This window comes from Anaerotruncus rubiinfantis (assembly GCF_900078395.1).
Taxonomy (GTDB): Bacteria; Bacillota; Clostridia; order Oscillospirales; family Ruminococcaceae; genus Anaerotruncus; species Anaerotruncus rubiinfantis.
In genome coordinates this window covers 406,672-421,161 of the sequence record NZ_FKLA01000009.1, presented here as the reverse complement: position 1 = coordinate 421,161, position 14,490 = coordinate 406,672, and the positions used below count along the sequence as shown (strand labels likewise).

At 55.7% G+C, this 14,490-nt stretch carries 14 protein-coding genes and 1 riboswitch; of the genes, 5 read left to right on the top strand and 9 right to left on the bottom strand.

Annotated elements, in window-relative coordinates:
• Positions 1 to 6 precede the first annotated feature (6 nt).
• The 4 genes from BN4275_RS07455 to BN4275_RS07440 are packed head-to-tail and all read right to left on the bottom strand — an operon-like array spanning position 7 to position 3,500.
• Entirely contained in the window at positions 7 to 711 is a 705-nt protein-coding gene (locus BN4275_RS07455) for an ABC transporter permease (protein WP_066456172.1), read from the bottom strand.
• Positions 708 to 1,691 (bottom strand): ABC transporter ATP-binding protein, encoded by a 984-nt coding sequence (locus BN4275_RS07450; RefSeq protein ID WP_066456169.1) that lies wholly within the window; start codon positions 1,689 to 1,691, stop codon positions 708 to 710. Before BN4275_RS07450 ends, BN4275_RS07455 begins: the two co-directional genes overlap by 4 nt.
• Positions 1,688 to 2,419 carry a 6-phosphogluconolactonase gene (locus BN4275_RS07445; RefSeq protein ID WP_066456166.1) on the bottom strand — a complete coding sequence of 244 codons (732 nt, stop codon included), beginning with the start codon at positions 2,417 to 2,419 and terminating at the stop codon, positions 1,688 to 1,690. Before BN4275_RS07445 ends, BN4275_RS07450 begins: the two co-directional genes overlap by 4 nt.
• Positions 2,403 to 3,500: a LacI family DNA-binding transcriptional regulator gene (locus tag BN4275_RS07440; protein WP_066456163.1), complete on the bottom strand. Its 1,098-nt coding sequence runs from the start codon at positions 3,498 to 3,500 to the stop codon at positions 2,403 to 2,405. The genes BN4275_RS07445 and BN4275_RS07440 overlap by 17 nt, the downstream gene beginning before the upstream one ends.
• Positions 3,501 to 3,922: 422 nt before the next feature.
• Here BN4275_RS07440 and BN4275_RS07435 point away from each other — a divergent pair, with 422 nt between their 5' ends.
• On the top strand, positions 3,923 to 4,693 hold the full coding sequence (locus BN4275_RS07435) for a 6-phosphogluconolactonase (protein WP_066456161.1): 771 nt from the start codon (positions 3,923 to 3,925) through the stop codon (positions 4,691 to 4,693).
• Between the two features lie 82 nt (positions 4,694 to 4,775).
• On the opposite strand, the gene BN4275_RS07430 is transcribed toward BN4275_RS07435, so the two are convergent.
• From BN4275_RS07430 to BN4275_RS07410, 5 genes are read right to left on the bottom strand one after another with little or no spacing between them, the layout of a single operon-like run.
• On the bottom strand, positions 4,776 to 5,888 hold the full coding sequence (locus tag BN4275_RS07430; RefSeq protein WP_066456159.1) for an ABC transporter ATP-binding protein: 1,113 nt from the start codon (positions 5,886 to 5,888) through the stop codon (positions 4,776 to 4,778).
• 2 nt (positions 5,889 to 5,890) lie between these two features.
• Positions 5,891 to 6,922 (bottom strand): iron chelate uptake ABC transporter family permease subunit, encoded by a 1,032-nt coding sequence (locus tag BN4275_RS07425; RefSeq protein WP_079988141.1) that lies wholly within the window; start codon positions 6,920 to 6,922, stop codon positions 5,891 to 5,893.
• Between the two features lie 35 nt (positions 6,923 to 6,957).
• The gene (locus tag BN4275_RS07420) at positions 6,958 to 8,109 is read right to left on the bottom strand and encodes an ABC transporter substrate-binding protein (RefSeq protein WP_079988140.1); all 1,152 of its coding nucleotides are present in this window, start codon (positions 8,107 to 8,109) and stop codon (positions 6,958 to 6,960) included.
• 2 nt (positions 8,110 to 8,111) lie between these two features.
• Positions 8,112 to 9,011, bottom strand: a complete 900-nt coding sequence (locus BN4275_RS07415) for a hypothetical protein (RefSeq protein WP_066456156.1) — start codon at positions 9,009 to 9,011, stop codon at positions 8,112 to 8,114.
• Between the two features lie 58 nt (positions 9,012 to 9,069).
• Positions 9,070 to 10,023: a sirohydrochlorin cobaltochelatase gene (locus BN4275_RS07410; protein WP_066456153.1), complete on the bottom strand. Its 954-nt coding sequence runs from the start codon at positions 10,021 to 10,023 to the stop codon at positions 9,070 to 9,072.
• A gap of 216 nt (positions 10,024 to 10,239) precedes the next feature.
• A riboswitch (cobalamin riboswitch) is annotated at positions 10,240 to 10,421 on the bottom strand.
• 325 nt (positions 10,422 to 10,746) lie between these two features.
• Here BN4275_RS07410 and BN4275_RS07400 point away from each other — a divergent pair.
• The 4 genes from BN4275_RS07400 (at position 10,747) to BN4275_RS07385 (ending at position 14,439) form a co-directional block, all read left to right on the top strand.
• Positions 10,747 to 11,349, top strand: a complete 603-nt coding sequence (locus tag BN4275_RS07400; protein WP_066456137.1) for an HD domain-containing protein — start codon at positions 10,747 to 10,749, stop codon at positions 11,347 to 11,349.
• 54 nt (positions 11,350 to 11,403) lie between these two features.
• Positions 11,404 to 12,468, top strand: coding sequence for a TRAP transporter substrate-binding protein (locus BN4275_RS07395; protein WP_066456135.1), 1,065 nt, complete (start codon positions 11,404 to 11,406; stop codon positions 12,466 to 12,468).
• Positions 12,469 to 12,566: 98 nt separating this feature from the next.
• Positions 12,567 to 13,076, top strand: coding sequence for a TRAP transporter small permease (locus BN4275_RS07390; protein WP_066456134.1), 510 nt, complete (start codon positions 12,567 to 12,569; stop codon positions 13,074 to 13,076).
• A gap of 85 nt (positions 13,077 to 13,161) precedes the next feature.
• Positions 13,162 to 14,439 (top strand): TRAP transporter large permease, encoded by a 1,278-nt coding sequence (locus tag BN4275_RS07385; RefSeq protein WP_066456133.1) that lies wholly within the window; start codon positions 13,162 to 13,164, stop codon positions 14,437 to 14,439.
• Positions 14,440 to 14,490: the final 51 nt, after the last annotated feature.

Below are 14,490 nucleotides of genomic sequence, written 5' to 3'. Positions count from 1 at the left end.
CCATCTTTACGACCATCTCTTTTTCTCCAGCACCTGTACCGTCAGATACTGGAACAGCAAGGTGATGCTCAGATAATAAACCACGCTTGACAGGCTGAAAATTCCCATCGAAAGCTCCCGGAAATGGTTCCGGAAGGAGCAGTACGCCACCAGTGCGCGCAGCCCGTCGCCCTTCACGTAGCCCCCCAGAAAATCGACCAGCCACAGCGACAGGCAGACACAGTAGGTCAGCACCGCGGCGACAATCTGATTTTCGGTCAGGCTCGAAAGGAAAATGCCGATCGCGATAACCGCTGCGGCCGCAAGCACCATCCCAAAGTAGTTTCCAAGGACCGCCAGCGGTTCAAACCGGCCAAAGCAAGCGAGGATTCCCACGTATGAAAGCGTCACGGCAAGCCCGATGCAGAAAAATGCAAGCGACGCAAGCAGCTTTCCCCAGACCACTCCGGAGATTCCCACCGGAGAAGTGAAAAGCAGCTGGTCGGTGCGCAGTTTGCGCTCCTCCGCAAAGGCCCGCATGGTGATGAGCGGGAGCAGGAACATCACCACCATCAGGATTGAAAGAAAAAAGGTACCGATGTCCCCGTTCTGGGAAAAGAGGTTCCCAAGCACAAAATAATAGCCGCAGAAAAACAGGAAAATCGCCAGAAACACATATCCGCTCACCGCGTGAAAATACTGTCTCAGTTCCTTTTGAAATACACTGCTCATGTCTGTGCTCCATCTTCATAACGTCTGTCCTGCGTGAGGACTAAGAATGCTTCCTCCAGGCTGCTCTTTACCGGAGCCAGCTGCCGGATCGGGCAATGCAGCCCAAAAAGCGCGTAAAACAGCGGTTCGGTGATATCCGTATCCGGTTCGGCCGTGATCAGGAACGCGGGGTCCCCGTCCTGGTCTGCCTGCCGCGCACAGCTCTTTACGCCCGGGAGCGCTTCAATGGCCCGCATGACAGCATGCGGTTCCCCCCGCGCGACGCAGTAAAACCTGCCGGGCGGCGTGACCCGTCCGGTGATTTCTTCCGGAGTCCCGTCCGCCACCAGCCTGCCGTTGCTGAGCACCAGCAGGCGGTCGGACACGGCGGTGATCTCCGAAAGAATATGGGATGAGAAGAGCACCGTGTGTTCCTTCCCCAGTTCCCGCACCACTTCACGCATTTCTAGGATCTGTTTGGGGTCAAGCCCGGAGGCGGGTTCATCCAGCACCAGAAGCTGCGGCTTTCCGAGCAGTGCCTGCGCAAGTCCAATCCGCTGTTTATATCCTTTGGAAAGGTTTTTGATGAGTCTGCCGCGCACCCCGGCGACATCCGCCTGTTTGCACGCCGCTTCCACCGCCCGCGCGCGTTCACCGCGCGAAATGCCTTTTAGCCCGCAGGCATAGGAAAGCTGCTCGTCCACCGTGAGATCCTGGTAGAGGGGCGCCACTTCAGGCAAAAAGCCGATCTGCGCTTTTGCACGAGACGGGTCCTGCACGATACTGCGGCCGCCGATCTCCACCGAACCTTCGGTCGGCGCAAGGTAACCTGTGATGATGTTCATGGTGGTGGATTTTCCCGACCCATTGTGGCCGATGAGCCCGATCACCTCGCCAAAGCCCGCCTGGAAGGAAACCTCCCGGATAGCAGCCCGGTCGCCGTACAGTTTGGTGAGACCCTCCACCTTCAATGCGGGCTCGCTGGCATGCACCGTATTCATAGACGGGAGGCGGAAGCTTCGTCGAGCACGAGATAGAAGTCCGGGTGCTCCTTGAGCAGCGTGGCCGGGATCATCGGGTCGGTCTGTTTGGCGCCAAGCACCCGCGCGACCGCTTCCGCCTTCACTTCGTGCGGCACCGGGGAAACGATGCATTTACAGGACATGATCTGGTTGGGGGTCATAGTGATCGCCACCTTGGGGACCGCGCCGATATCCGCAAACCAGCCTTCACTGACCTGCTGGCGCTTGCAGCGGTCATCGAGCGAGACCACAAAATAGGCCTCCTGGCTCTCAAAGTCCGCCGGCGGGTCGTTGAACGCGATATGGGCGTTCTGCCCAATGCCGATCACACCGATATCCACCGGCTCTTTGCGGATTTCCTCAGTGAGGCGCCGGATATTCTTTTCGGTGTCGTGCGAACCGTCATCCACAAAAACCACCTCTCCGACATTCACAAACGCCAGAAAGCGTTCCTTGAGGTATTTTTTGAAGCTGGCCGGATGGGTCTCATCGAGGTCGATATATTCATCCAGATGGAACATCGTCACTTTGGACCAGTCGACATCCTCCTTGATGAGCGCCTCGAAGGTGGTAAACTGCGACGCGCCTGTGGAAAGTACGATCCGGGCATGGCCGCGCTCCGCGATGGCCGCGTTGAGACGGTCTGCAATCAGCCTCGCAGCGGTTTTTCCCAGCTGCTCAGCGCTTTTCTCAATAATCGTTTCCATAATGTACGACCTCCTTAAATATTTCCTGGGGCTTGCACTCCTTCACAGAACCCCGGATGACCAATTCCGGTTCCATCGACAGGGAAAAACTGCATCCGTCTTTGCGGCTGATGCTGTCGCTCAGCAGCCGCACCGCCATCTGGCCGATTTCGATCGACGGGAGCGAGACGGTGGTGAGCGGCGGGTTCATCACTTTTGCCATCTCAATATTGTCAATGCCGATGATGGACATATCTTTCGGCACCCGCAGGGCCGCTTCGTTGACCAGGTACTGGATCGCGCCGATCGCGGTCATATCATTCACGGCAAGCAGCGCGGTCGGCCGGTCCGGAAGCTGCAGACACATCTGCGCCAGTTTGCGCCCGCTTTCGAATTCAAAGTTTTCATAGGAATCGGTTTCATCCTCCTGCAGGACGATGACATAATCGCCGCGCCACTCCAGCTCGTTATGCAGAATCCCCATCTTATAGCCATGGTAGACCTCTTTGCGGGTAAGCTTGGTAAGCGGCGTGGAAATCAGGGCAATCTTGCGATGGCCCATGTTCACGAGGTAATCCACCGCCATGATGGCGCTTTTGGTCTGGTCCACTGTCACCCGGCTGCATTTTGACACCTTGGAGTTCTGATCCACCAGCACCACCGGAACTCCTTTTTCCGCCAACGCTTCCCAGTAGGACAGATCCTTCATGCTGGTTGAAACGATCAGGCCCCGCACCTTTTTTTGCAGCAGGACTTTCACATATTCTTTTTCCTGTTCGGCATTGCGGGAAGAATAGCAGAAACAGGCGCGCATATTGTCGTTCTGGGCGGCGAGGACGATCCCCTGGGCGATCTGGGAGTACCACGGGTTGACACAGGTTGGAAGGATTACGCCAATCTCGATGGGCGTGGAGCGGGTGATCGCCTTGCGGCTGCGGTGCACATAATTGAAGGCATGCGCACAATCCAGAATCTGAGCCTTGGTCTGCGCGTTGACCGGGTAATCGCTTCCGCTGAGCACCCGAGAAACCGTTGCAACGGAATACCCGGTTTTTTCCGAAATATCATAGATAGAAACATTTCTTTTTTGCTGCTTGCTCATGTTCGTTTTATTTCCTCTTGACGCGCAGTTTCCTCTCTTGTTTCTTAAAAGTATATAATCTTTACATTTCATTTGCAATTGACGGAATTGCAAAAACTTTCATGTGACATTCATGGATAAATGGAATTTTATTGTGCATTTTATCCTATTATTCGTCAAAAAATACCACACTTTTCAATTGTTTCTATCTTTTGTTTCTTTTTTTAAATTTTTAATTTCATAAATACATTTATTTTTGTTTTCAAGTTTCTAAATTTACTCATCCTCTCACAGAAACGTTTTAAATGTTTCTGTTAATTTCTTTGTTCGTTTATATAATATTTCTGTCTTATTTTCTAAACGCCCCCTGGCGAAGCACTATTGCTTTTCAGATTTCCATGTGTTACCGTAAAATCACAAACGAAATAGCAGGAGGAGTTAAAATGTCATTATCTCAGCATTTTGTCAAAGACGGTGTGGATGTTTATGTTTACGACACCTTTGAAAAGATGGGCAAGGCTGCCGCGGATTTTGCCGCACAGATCATCCAAAAGCTCGCCGCCCAACAGGAGGAAATCAACCTCCTTCTGCCAATCGCTTCTTCGCAGTATAGTTTTCTGCCTGCGCTCTGCTCCATGGATCTCCCATGGGAAAAAATCAACTTCTTCCATGTAGATGAATACATCGGTCTCGCCGCCGATGACAAGCGCACTCTGCGCAACGAACTTTTGAACAACTTCATTGGAAAACTGCCTTATCGCGGCGCGTATTTCATGGACGGCCTGGCGAAAGACCCAAAGGCTGAATGCCGGCGCTACGCGGCGCTCCTAAAGGCGCACAAAACCGACCTGTCCGTCCTTGGTTTCGGGGATAACGGCCATCTGGCCTTCAACGAACCCCACTGCGCCAATTTCGACGACCCGGAACCGGTCAAAATCATCGATATAGATCCCGTTTCCAAAAAGCAGCAAATCGCCAGCGGCTACTTCAAGGACGAGGAAGATATGCCTGACCACGCTTTTACCCTGACCCTGCCCACCCTGGTTTCAGCGCGGTATAAAATCTGCGTGGTGCCGTTCCCCAACAAGGCGAAGTCCTCCCATGACGCGCTCTTCGGCCCAATTGGAGAAGTGTGCCCGGCGTCGATCATACGTACGGTTCCCAATGTGACCGCTTTCTTCGATAAGGACAGCGCGGGCCTTTTCCCAGGCTGAATATGCCGGCCGGCATACAGCGGCAAAAAATCCCCGGCAGCGGTTTTGCACCGCTGCCGGGGATTTTGTTGAAAACAGGCGCTTACAGGCCGTCCACGCCGCTCACGATCCTGAGCTCCATCTGCCGGACGGTTTCCAAAAGCGCCCGGTTGCGTTCATTCATTTCACCATAGTTTTTCAGACAGTTGAGAACCACACCGCAGGCCTGCGCGAGCCGCAAAGCGTCCGCGCAGGCGGCTTCGCCGATCGGAGTGAAGCTCTTCTCCGCAACCACTTCATTTGCCAGGTCGCGCGCGAGCTGGTAATCGACGTCGTTTTCATGCAGGACGCCGGTTGCAAACGGGATGCTTTTTTTTTGCAGCGCACGGTACACGGGAATTCCCGTCCCGCCGCCCGCAATCACAAAGACCCGCGGCGCGCCCGCTGTACGCGCCATCTCGAAGCTGCCGAAAAGCGGATTGTAACTCCCGTTTGAGAGTTCGTAAAGTTCATCGATTAGCTTCCTCCTGAAAATCTCCTGCGGCGGTCCAAAGCGGACGACCGAATCCCCCTTCACGCACATCACAAGATCCGACACCTTCTGTGCCAGATCCAGTTCGTGCAGCGACAGGATGACCGTGATTTTGCGCTCCTTTGCCATTGTTCGCAGGATCTCCAGAAGTTCCAGCTTATAGCGGATATCAAGAAAGGAAGTCGGTTCATCCAGCACGATGACCTGCGGCTGCTGACAGATCGCGCGCGCAAGCAGAATACGTTGTCGCTGCCCGTCGCTGATTTCGGTGAAATCCCGGTCCCGCAAATCCCAGGCATTCACCACTTCAAGCGCGCTTCGCACCTGCGCATGATCCGCGTCCGATAAAATACCCAGCATTCCGGTGTAGGGGTACCGTCCGGCCGCCACGACATCCTGGCAGGTCATAAGCTCGGTTTTCAGCTTCTCGGTCAGCACGACCGAAACCTTGCGGGAAAAACTGCGGCCGCTCATCCCGTTGATGGAACTGCCGCCGATATAGACTGTTCCGCAGATGGTTTCCAGATATTTCGTAAGGCTTTTGAGGATGGTGGATTTGCCCGAACCGTTCGGCCCGATGAGGGTCAGGATCTGCCCTTTGCCGAGCCGGATTTCAATGTCCCGGATGAGCGGCACGCCGTGGTATCCCACCGTCAGGCCCCGCGTTTCAAAAAAGCTGTCCATGTTTAGCCGCGCACCTTCTTTCGCAGCAGAATGCCAATCACGACAGGCGCTCCGATGACAGCTGTCACCGAACTGATGCTCAGTTCCATCGGCGCGAACGCCGTACGCGCGACCAAATCGCAGCCCAGGCAGAAGATCGCGCCGCCCAGAAAGCATACTGGAATCACAACCAGCGGCCTGGCGGTTTTCAGAAATGACTTGACCAGGTGCGGCACCGCAATCCCCACAAAAGACACCGGTCCGGCGAACGCGGTTACACAGGCGCTCAGCACGCTCGAAAGCAGCACCAGTGCGATCCGAAACAGCCGGATATTCACGCCCATGTTCTGCGCGTAGCTTTCGCCCAGCTGATACGCCCCAATCGGTTTGGACATCAAAAACACGACGGCTGAGGCAAGGAGCACCACCACCGCCATGATCCGCACATCCTCCCACGACGCGCCGGAAAAGCTTCCGCGGGACCAGTTGTGCAGGTTTACGATGCTGGCGTCATCCGCAAAGGCGATGATAAAATCGGTGATTGCCGAACAGATGTAGCCGATCATCACGCCGCTGACAATCAACATTGAGGCGCGCTGCACCGCCCGTGCCATAAGGATCACGAACCCCATTGAGAGCATCGCGCCCACAAACGCCGCTACGATCATTTCCGCCGAGCCGACCGTGCGGTACCGGCTGAGCGCCGCCACCATGAAGATGGCCACCGTGAGCTTTGCACCGGACGAGATGCCCAGCACATAAGGTCCGGCGATCGGGTTGTTGAAGAAGGTCTGCAGCAAAAAGCCGGAAAGCGCAAGCGCCCCGCCCAGAAGGATGCCTGCCATCGTCCGGGGCAGCCGCACCTTCCAGATGATTCCCTGTCCCGTCTCGCTGCCGCCCTGCGAAAGCAGGATTTTGACGATGTCCGCAGCCTTCACTTCAACGCTGCCCAGACCAATATTCAGCAGCACCAGCAGGACAAACAGGACTGTGCATATCGTCAGCACCACGCTGTAACGCAGGCTGCGCCCCGCGGTTTTATCCTTCATTCCCATCCCGTCTTCTCCATCGCATATGTTCTTTCGCGCCGTCATTGCAGCCGGTACATATAGTGCAGTTCGTCCGTATCCGCAACTTGTCCGGTCAGCATCCGGCGGATGTCCGAAATCATCAGCCCGAGCTGGGTCGTCTCCTGAAAGAGGTTTTTGTCGGTGCACCAGACGTTCCCATTCCGCACAGCTTTAAAATCCCGGAGCAGCCCATTTTTGGCAACCAGCTCCTCCACGGTGGCAAGCTCGCCGTCGATGGTGCTGTTATAGATGATATAATCCGCGTCCTTTGCCGTGGCGTAGAACTGTTCCATCTCCAGCGTCACCGTGCTGGTGGCGGTTTCGGGGTCGCCCAGATCCGCAAAGATGTAGTTGCCGCCGGCAAGCTCGATCATTTTTGTCACATAGTCGCCGGATTTGCGGGCCACAGCGTAGCCGGACGAGCTGATATAGAAAAACGCCACCGTCTTTCCGGTATTTTCCGCGCCGGCCGCTTCTTCCAGATAGGCGGCCTGCTCGTCAAAAAGCCGCTGCGCAAGCGCCTCCTTTCCCAAAAGCGCCCCGTACAGCTTGATCCACTCGGTACGGCCGAGCGGATGGGACTCGTAGCTGGACTGGTCGATCAGCACCGGGATGCCGAGTTCCTCGAGTTTTTCCCGCACCTCCGGGACATGGTTCACCATCGTGGACTCAACCGCCAGCCCGCATCCGCCCGACAGGATGAGCTCATAATCCGGCGCGCTGTATTTTCCCGCATAGAGGATTTCGCCGTTTTCCATCGCCTGTCTTGCGTTTTCAATGTACCAGTCTCCCGCCTTTGTCCCGGACAGCCGGATGCTGTCGAGCGCGCCGAGCGCATCAAACAGGCACATGGCGGAGGTAGCCACAAGATAGATATCCTGCACCGGCCGGTGCAGGACGTTGATGTCCCCGCCGATCCCTTCCGGGGCCTGTTTTCCTTCCGGGACTACCAAGAACCGGCTTCCGTCCGAAATCGAAAGCAGCGTATAGCCGCCGGGATAGTAGTCCACTTCGAAATTTTCCGCATATTGCAGCTGCAGGCTGCGTTCGGCCTGCCAACCGTTTCCAAGCCCGCCTGACAAATCGGCGGGCGCGCTGGCCCTGCAGCCGGGCAGCAGCAGAACGGCCAGCAGGATACAGATCATTTTCTGAATCGTACGTTCGATATTCATGTTCACTCCAAAGGTTTCAGCGTCGCGGAATCGAAACGCAGGATGTAATCAATCTCATGCGGCTGGCTCATCGCGACCGTCCGCGCGCTGACCGCAAGGTCCTGGTCGAGCATGACCGGGATCTCAAAGACGGAAGTTTCCCCCGCGGCCACCGGATCGTACACGGCCCCGTCCACCCGCATAGATTCGTAAAAAGGGCTGCTCCAGACAAGCGTGGCCGTCACCGTCCCGTCCTTCACCGACAGCTTCGCCGGGGATTGGACACTTACCCGGCCGGTACCGCCTGTCAGCACCACCTCGGCCGTATACTGCCCGTCGGCGGGCGGCTGGGCCATCCGCGCCGCAAAAATCGCCTCCGCCGGGATCAGCGCGGACTCGAACACCAGCGTCCGGTCATACCACTTTTGCTTTTTGAGGCTGAAGGCGGCGCAGCAGGTTTCCTGATCCAGCGCCTGCACCGGCACGGTATAGGTATACTTCCCGTCCGCATCCTTTGCAAAATAGATGTAATGCTCCTCCGTGTCCACGAGCGCCTCCTCACCGGTACCCATGTAAAGTTTCTCATAACCCTTCCCGCTCAGCGTCAGGACAGCGGACATTTTCCCGTCCGCAACAGTGAGCTGCGCGTCTACAATCCGAAACATGGAAGAGCTGGACGTCACCCCGATCGGGTAAGTCCCATCCTGAATCTGGTTCCCATAGATGGGCTGTGTTGTTTCTTCTCCCGCATTGGACGAAGCCGTCCCGTTTGCGGACGGTGCGCTCTCCACTTCTTCAGAAAGCGTACCCGTTTCGTCCGCCGGCGGTATGCTGGAGCCGCCCCCATCCAAAGGCGCAGGCCCGCATCCGGCAATCAAAACGCAGGCCAGCAGCGCCGTCCATAAAAGTTTTTTTCTTTTCATTGAGTTTCTCCTTACAGCGCGCCTGCCGCCCAGTCGCATGGACTGGGCGGCGCGTCTTTTATCCCGCAATCAGTTTTCCAACATGCGCAACGAACATCCGCTGGATACCCGGATACTGCCCCAGGCCTTTCAGGACACATTCGACCTCAAAGCCTTCCTTTTCAAACACACTTTTCCAGGAGTCCTCCTCATCGCCCGCCATATCATTGTTGGCGTGGTCGCCCGCCACGATCATCAGCGGCAGCAGCACCGCTTTGGTCGCGCCGGAGCCCTTCACCAGCCCGAGGACATCCTCCAGCGTGGGGGCTGCTTCTACCGTGCCGACAAAATAGTTGCCGTAATCCGCCTTGGCCAGATGTTCCTGGAGCTTTGCATAGGTTGCGTTCGCTTCATGTTCGGTTCCATGGCCCATAAATACGATTGCGGTCCCGTCGGCATTGTAATCCTTGGTTTCCTCCGTAATGACCGAAATAAGCTCGTCATAATCCGCATCATCAATCAGAAGTGCCTGTCCCAGCTTGAAGCTGTCAAACTTGTCCGCATAGGGCGTAACCTCCGCGACAACATCGTCATATTCATAACCGCTCATAACATGCGTGGGCTGGACGACAACCTCCCTGACTCCATCCGCCACCAGCCGGTCCATTGCCTGGGTCACATTGTCGATCTCCAGCCCGTCACGCTCCTTGAGCTTGTCGATGATAATCTGGCTGGTGAAGGCGCGCCGCACCTCGTAATCCGGATAGGCGGACTGCAGTGCGTTTTCAATGCTCCCGATTGACAGGTCGCGGTTATCGTTGTAGCTGGTACCGAAGCTGACCACCAGAAGGACCTTTTCCGGCGCGGCGTCCTCAGCGGCTTCGCTTTTTGCCGCGGAGCTCTCGGGCGGGGCGGACGCCTCGCTCTGGCTTTCAGAGCTCGCCGGGGTGTTTGTGGAACAGCCGGCAAACGCCAACAGGGATAAGGTCAAAGTCAGCAGCAGTGCGATCATTTTCCGGGCAGGTTTTTTCATTTTTCATTCTCCTTTGTTGTGATTTGTTTTCGGGAAAAAACTCCCCCGGACGCCTTCGGGCCCAAAACGAATCCAATGCAAATAAAAACGCCTGCAAAAGCTTGCAGACGTTCATTTTAATGCAGGAATAAACATACGCCATCATGCGATGGGTATGGCTTGCATTCCTTCATGTCCATGACCCCGGTGTCCGCAGGGATGTACGCGCCGCGCGGTTCACGCGGCAGGAAACAGGCAAGTATTCTGACTGATCGCCCATGCCCGCACGCGGGCACAATGTCTGGCGCCTTCCCGGAATGCTCTTCCAGTGGCATCCGCCAGCCTTATCGGCGAAATACAGCAACGGCCTTGTGTGGGATTCGCACCCAGCTTCCATGACCTGTTTCCATGATTCGGTTTGGGATCAGTATAGCACCGTGGAAATCGTTTTGTCAATCGGTTTCCGGTATTCCGGAAAGCTGAGCCGAAATCTTTTTCAGGAATACCGCGCCGAAGAAGAATTGCGCATCCCGGCCCAATATCCACGCGCTTGTATCTGCGGCAGATCTTTCATTTCCCCTGTCTCATCGGCTTGTTTCTTTTGCACAAATTCTGACAATTATTTTTAGTCTTAAAAATTTTCTTATTCTTAAAAAAAGTCATTGACTTATAACAAAAAATTATATATTATGAGGTTACCGGATAAACGTCGACAAAAAAAGACCGGAATTAAGGAGGAGCATTATGAAAACCATTGAATTTGACATCCCTGAAAAAATCAAAGCTTCTGTTGTGAAATCCCTTCCGCTGGTCAACGAAATCAAAGATCAGGACCTTCGCGAAAAGGTTATCGAAGGCTGGGCGCTTTCTCTGAACCTCAATGATTTCAGCTGCATGGAAGAAATCCCAGGTTCCGGCGTCCCAGGCGGCCCGGAAATTGGAAACCAGGTCCATCATATCATGGGGGTCGCCCGTCTGGCCATCGCAATGGTCGATATTCTGGAAGACACCCTGCAGTCCCCCCTGGGCATCGACCGCGATCTGCTCATCGCCTGCGCGCTCTGTCACGATCTTGGCAAACCGTATGAATACAACCCCAAAAAACGCGCCGAATGGGAAGCCGATCCCAGGGAAAAGGGACTGCCCTGCCTGCGTCACACAATGTACGGCGTCTACATCGCCATGACCGTCGGCCTGCCCGAGGTCGTCGCACACACCTGCGGCTGCCACTCGCCGGAAGGGCGCTTCGTCCGCCGCAGCCTGCCGACCACCGTTGTCCATTTCGCGGACGAGACTTTCTGGCAGGTGCTCGAAAGCGCGCACAACTGGACCCTTCCCAAAATGTAATTTTCCTGGCAGCCTGTCAACCTACTGTGTATATGAAAGAGGAGTTGCAAAGAAATGAAAAAGGCCCTTTGTCTTTTACTGGCGACCTGCATGATCTTTACAGCGGCCGGATGCGGCAAGAGCGAAGCTCCCGCGGCTTCGGGCGGTACAGCTTCCCAGCCGGCGGCGTCCGCTCCGGCTGCCCCGGGCGGCGACAAGGCGGTCATGCGGATTGGCATCGGACTCAATGACCAGCATCCGCAGTATCTCGGCCTGCTGAAATTTAAGGAAGAGGTTGAGAAGAACACGGGAGGCCGTTTTGAAGTCCAGGTCAACCACAGCGGCACCGTCGGCGACGACCGCGCCATGCTCGAAATGCTCCAGATGGGCACCCTCGACGGAACCTGCCCATCTTCGGCGGTTGTGGCAAACTTTGCCCCGGAGTTCACCCTTTATGACTTCCCCTTCCTTTTCACCACTCTGGAAGAGGTCGACGCCATCCTGGACGGTGAAAAAGGCCGGGAAATCCTCGACCTGCTCGAACCGGCCGGTATCATTGGCATGAACTACTGGGAGCTCGGCTTCCTCAACATCACCAACTCGAAACGCCCGGTCACCAAGGTGGAAGATTTAAACGGCCTGAAGATCCGCACGATGGAAAACCAGCTGCAGCTGGACACCCTGCGCGCGCTCGGAGCAAACCCGACTCCGATGGCTTTTTCCGAGCTCTTCACCGCCATGCAGCAGGGCACGGTCGACGGGCAGCAGAATCCGGAAGCGAGCATCTACAGCATGAAATTTTACGAAGTCCAGAAATATATGACCCTGACCCGCCACGTTTACCAGCCGTTCGTCTTCTGTATCAGCAAAAAGTTCTGGGACAAACTCTCGGACGAAGATAAAGCCATCTTCCAGGCAGCGGCTGACGCCGGACGCGATGAGGAGCGCCGCATCATCCGTGAAGAGAGCGTGGAACTGCAGCAGAAACTTGCTGAACTGGGCATGCAGGTCGACGAGATGGCCGAAGGCGAGGTGGAAAGGATGAAAGAGCTGGTCCAGCCGGTCATCGATACCCACGCTGAAAAAATCGGCAAAGAACTGGTCGACGAGATGTACGCGGCGGTCGCAGCCCTGCATTAAGGTTCCAACACCGGATGCGCCGGCCCGTTTGGGTCCGGCGCATCCTCCACCCGGCGTGCCGGTATCCATTTGGCGCGGCGGTACACTTGGAGGTGCACATGAAAACACTGAAAAAAATCCTCAATAACCTGGAGGAATATGTTGCAATCGTCCTGTTTGCGGCGATGGTCATCCTGATTTTCCTGCAGATCATTTTTCGGTTCGTCTTTAACTTTTCCCTGAGCTGGACCGAAGAGCTCGCACGGTACACCTTTGTTTTTCTGGTGTACATATCCGCGTCGATCGCGGTCAAACGCGGCCGGCATCTGAAGGTGGAAGCGCTGCAGGCGCTGCTGCCCGCGAAAATATCCTTCTGCCTGTGGGTTCTTGCAAACCTGATCTGGATTGTTTTCAATGCCATTATGGTGGTTGTAGGCTTCCAGATGGCTTCTGAAATCTTTACCACCGGCCAGAGCTCCCCAGTGCTCAGCCTCCCCATGGGAATGGTCTATATGATTATCCCGGTCTGCTATCTGCTCATCGAAATCCGGGTTTTGCAGTCCGTGGCCAAAGAATTTGTGCCGCGCGCGCTTGGCAAACCGCTTACAGAAGGACCCGCGCAGGCGTAAATCCCCTCAAAGCCCAAATGAGCATGCTTTCCTATAAAACAGCCGCCATCCCAAATGGAGACATGGCGGCAAAGGTGGGTGTTACATGTCAATCGTAGTCGCATTGTTTGTTATGCTGGGGATTTGCCTGCTGATCGGCGTTCCCATTTCCTTTGCCATCGGCGCTTCGGCGCTGGTCGGCCTGTTCGTGGGCGATGTCCCGCTTTCATTTTTGACCCAGAGCTCCTTCACGGCGCTCGACAGCTTTACCACCATGTCGGTCCCGTTCTTTATCCTGGCGGGCGCGGTCATGGAGACGGGCGGGCTCTCCAAACGCCTCATCAACGTCGCGCAAAGCGTGGTCGGGGGCGTCACCGGCGGATTCGGCATCGTGACGGTGCTGGCCTGCGCCTTTTTCGCGGCAATTTCAGGTTCCTCACCGGCCACGGTGGCGGCAATCGGCGCCATCATGATCCCCGCGATGGTGGAACGCGGCTATTCGGTGCCGGTGGCGGCCTCGATCACCGCCTGCTCCGGCGGTCTGGGAATCATCATCCCGCCGTCGATCAATATGATCATCTATGCGATCTCTGCAAATGTGTCGGTTGCAGATATGTTCTTGGCAGGATTCGGCCCTGGTGCTATAATTGTATTAGCGCTTTGTATCATGATTTTTATCATTGCCAAGCGGCGGGGCTATAAAGGTACCGGCGTCAAATTCTCAATGAAGTCGTTTCTCTCGACGGTGTGGGACGCAAAATGGGCGCTGCTGGCCCCGGTCATCATCCTGGGCGGAATCTACAGCGGCTGGTTTACACCGACCGAATCGGCAGCGATCGCGGTCGTCTACGGGCTGGTGGTCGGCCTGTTCGTCTACCGTGAGCTCAAATTCAAAGATCTGGGACGGATCTTTGTGGAATCCGCCACCACCACCGGCGCGGTCGTCATCATCCTGGCAACGGCCACCGCTTTTGGGCGGCTTGTTTCGATGTACCAGATCCCGCAGATGATCTCGTCGGTGCTGTTCGGCATTTCGCAGAACTGGATCGTCATCCTTCTGCTCATCTCGGTGCTGCTGCTCATTCTGGGCATGTTTATGGAGACCCTCTCGATCATGATTATCCTGACCCCGATCCTGCTGCCGCTCGTCAAATCGATGGGCGTGGACCCGATCCATTTCGGTATGATCATGGTGCTCGGCGCGCAGATCGGCATGATCACGCCGCCGGTAGGCGTCAACCTTTTCGTTGCAAGCGGCATTTCGGGACTCTCGCTTGAGAAGATGAGCAAAGGCATCATCCCATTCGTACTGCTCATGTGCGGATTGTTTGTGCTGATCATTCTGGTCCCCGAAATTTCCACCTTTATCCCCGCACTCTTCTGATCCGCGCAGGTGTTTCCGTTTCCGTCCGCGGCGGAGGCATCTGCCGCATCC

Excerpts from the sequence above, each read along its gene's own strand:
- BN4275_RS07390 (WP_066456134.1), top strand. The coding sequence starts at position 12,567 with ATGAAAACACTGAAAAAAATCCTCAATAACCTGGAGGAATATGTTGCA.
- BN4275_RS07400 (WP_066456137.1), top strand. The coding sequence starts at position 10,747 with ATGAAAACCATTGAATTTGACATCCCTGAAAAAATCAAAGCTTCTGTT.
- BN4275_RS07410 (WP_066456153.1), bottom strand. The coding sequence starts at position 10,023 with ATGAAAAAACCTGCCCGGAAAATGATCGCACTGCTGCTGACTTTGACC.
- BN4275_RS07455 (WP_066456172.1), bottom strand. The coding sequence starts at position 711 with ATGAGCAGTGTATTTCAAAAGGAACTGAGACAGTATTTTCACGCGGTG.
- BN4275_RS07435 (WP_066456161.1), top strand. The coding sequence starts at position 3,923 with ATGTCATTATCTCAGCATTTTGTCAAAGACGGTGTGGATGTTTATGTT.
- BN4275_RS07450 (WP_066456169.1), bottom strand. The coding sequence starts at position 1,691 with ATGAATACGGTGCATGCCAGCGAGCCCGCATTGAAGGTGGAGGGTCTC.
- BN4275_RS07420 (WP_079988140.1), bottom strand. The coding sequence starts at position 8,109 with ATGAATATCGAACGTACGATTCAGAAAATGATCTGTATCCTGCTGGCC.
- BN4275_RS07425 (WP_079988141.1), bottom strand. The coding sequence starts at position 6,922 with ATGGGAATGAAGGATAAAACCGCGGGGCGCAGCCTGCGTTACAGCGTG.
- BN4275_RS07440 (WP_066456163.1), bottom strand. The coding sequence starts at position 3,500 with ATGAGCAAGCAGCAAAAAAGAAATGTTTCTATCTATGATATTTCGGAA.
- BN4275_RS07385 (WP_066456133.1), top strand. The coding sequence starts at position 13,162 with ATGTCAATCGTAGTCGCATTGTTTGTTATGCTGGGGATTTGCCTGCTG.
- BN4275_RS07445 (WP_066456166.1), bottom strand. The coding sequence starts at position 2,419 with ATGGAAACGATTATTGAGAAAAGCGCTGAGCAGCTGGGAAAAACCGCT.
- BN4275_RS07395 (WP_066456135.1), top strand. The coding sequence starts at position 11,404 with ATGAAAAAGGCCCTTTGTCTTTTACTGGCGACCTGCATGATCTTTACA.
- BN4275_RS07430 (WP_066456159.1), bottom strand. The coding sequence starts at position 5,888 with ATGGACAGCTTTTTTGAAACGCGGGGCCTGACGGTGGGATACCACGGC.
- BN4275_RS07415 (WP_066456156.1), bottom strand. The coding sequence starts at position 9,011 with ATGAAAAGAAAAAAACTTTTATGGACGGCGCTGCTGGCCTGCGTTTTG.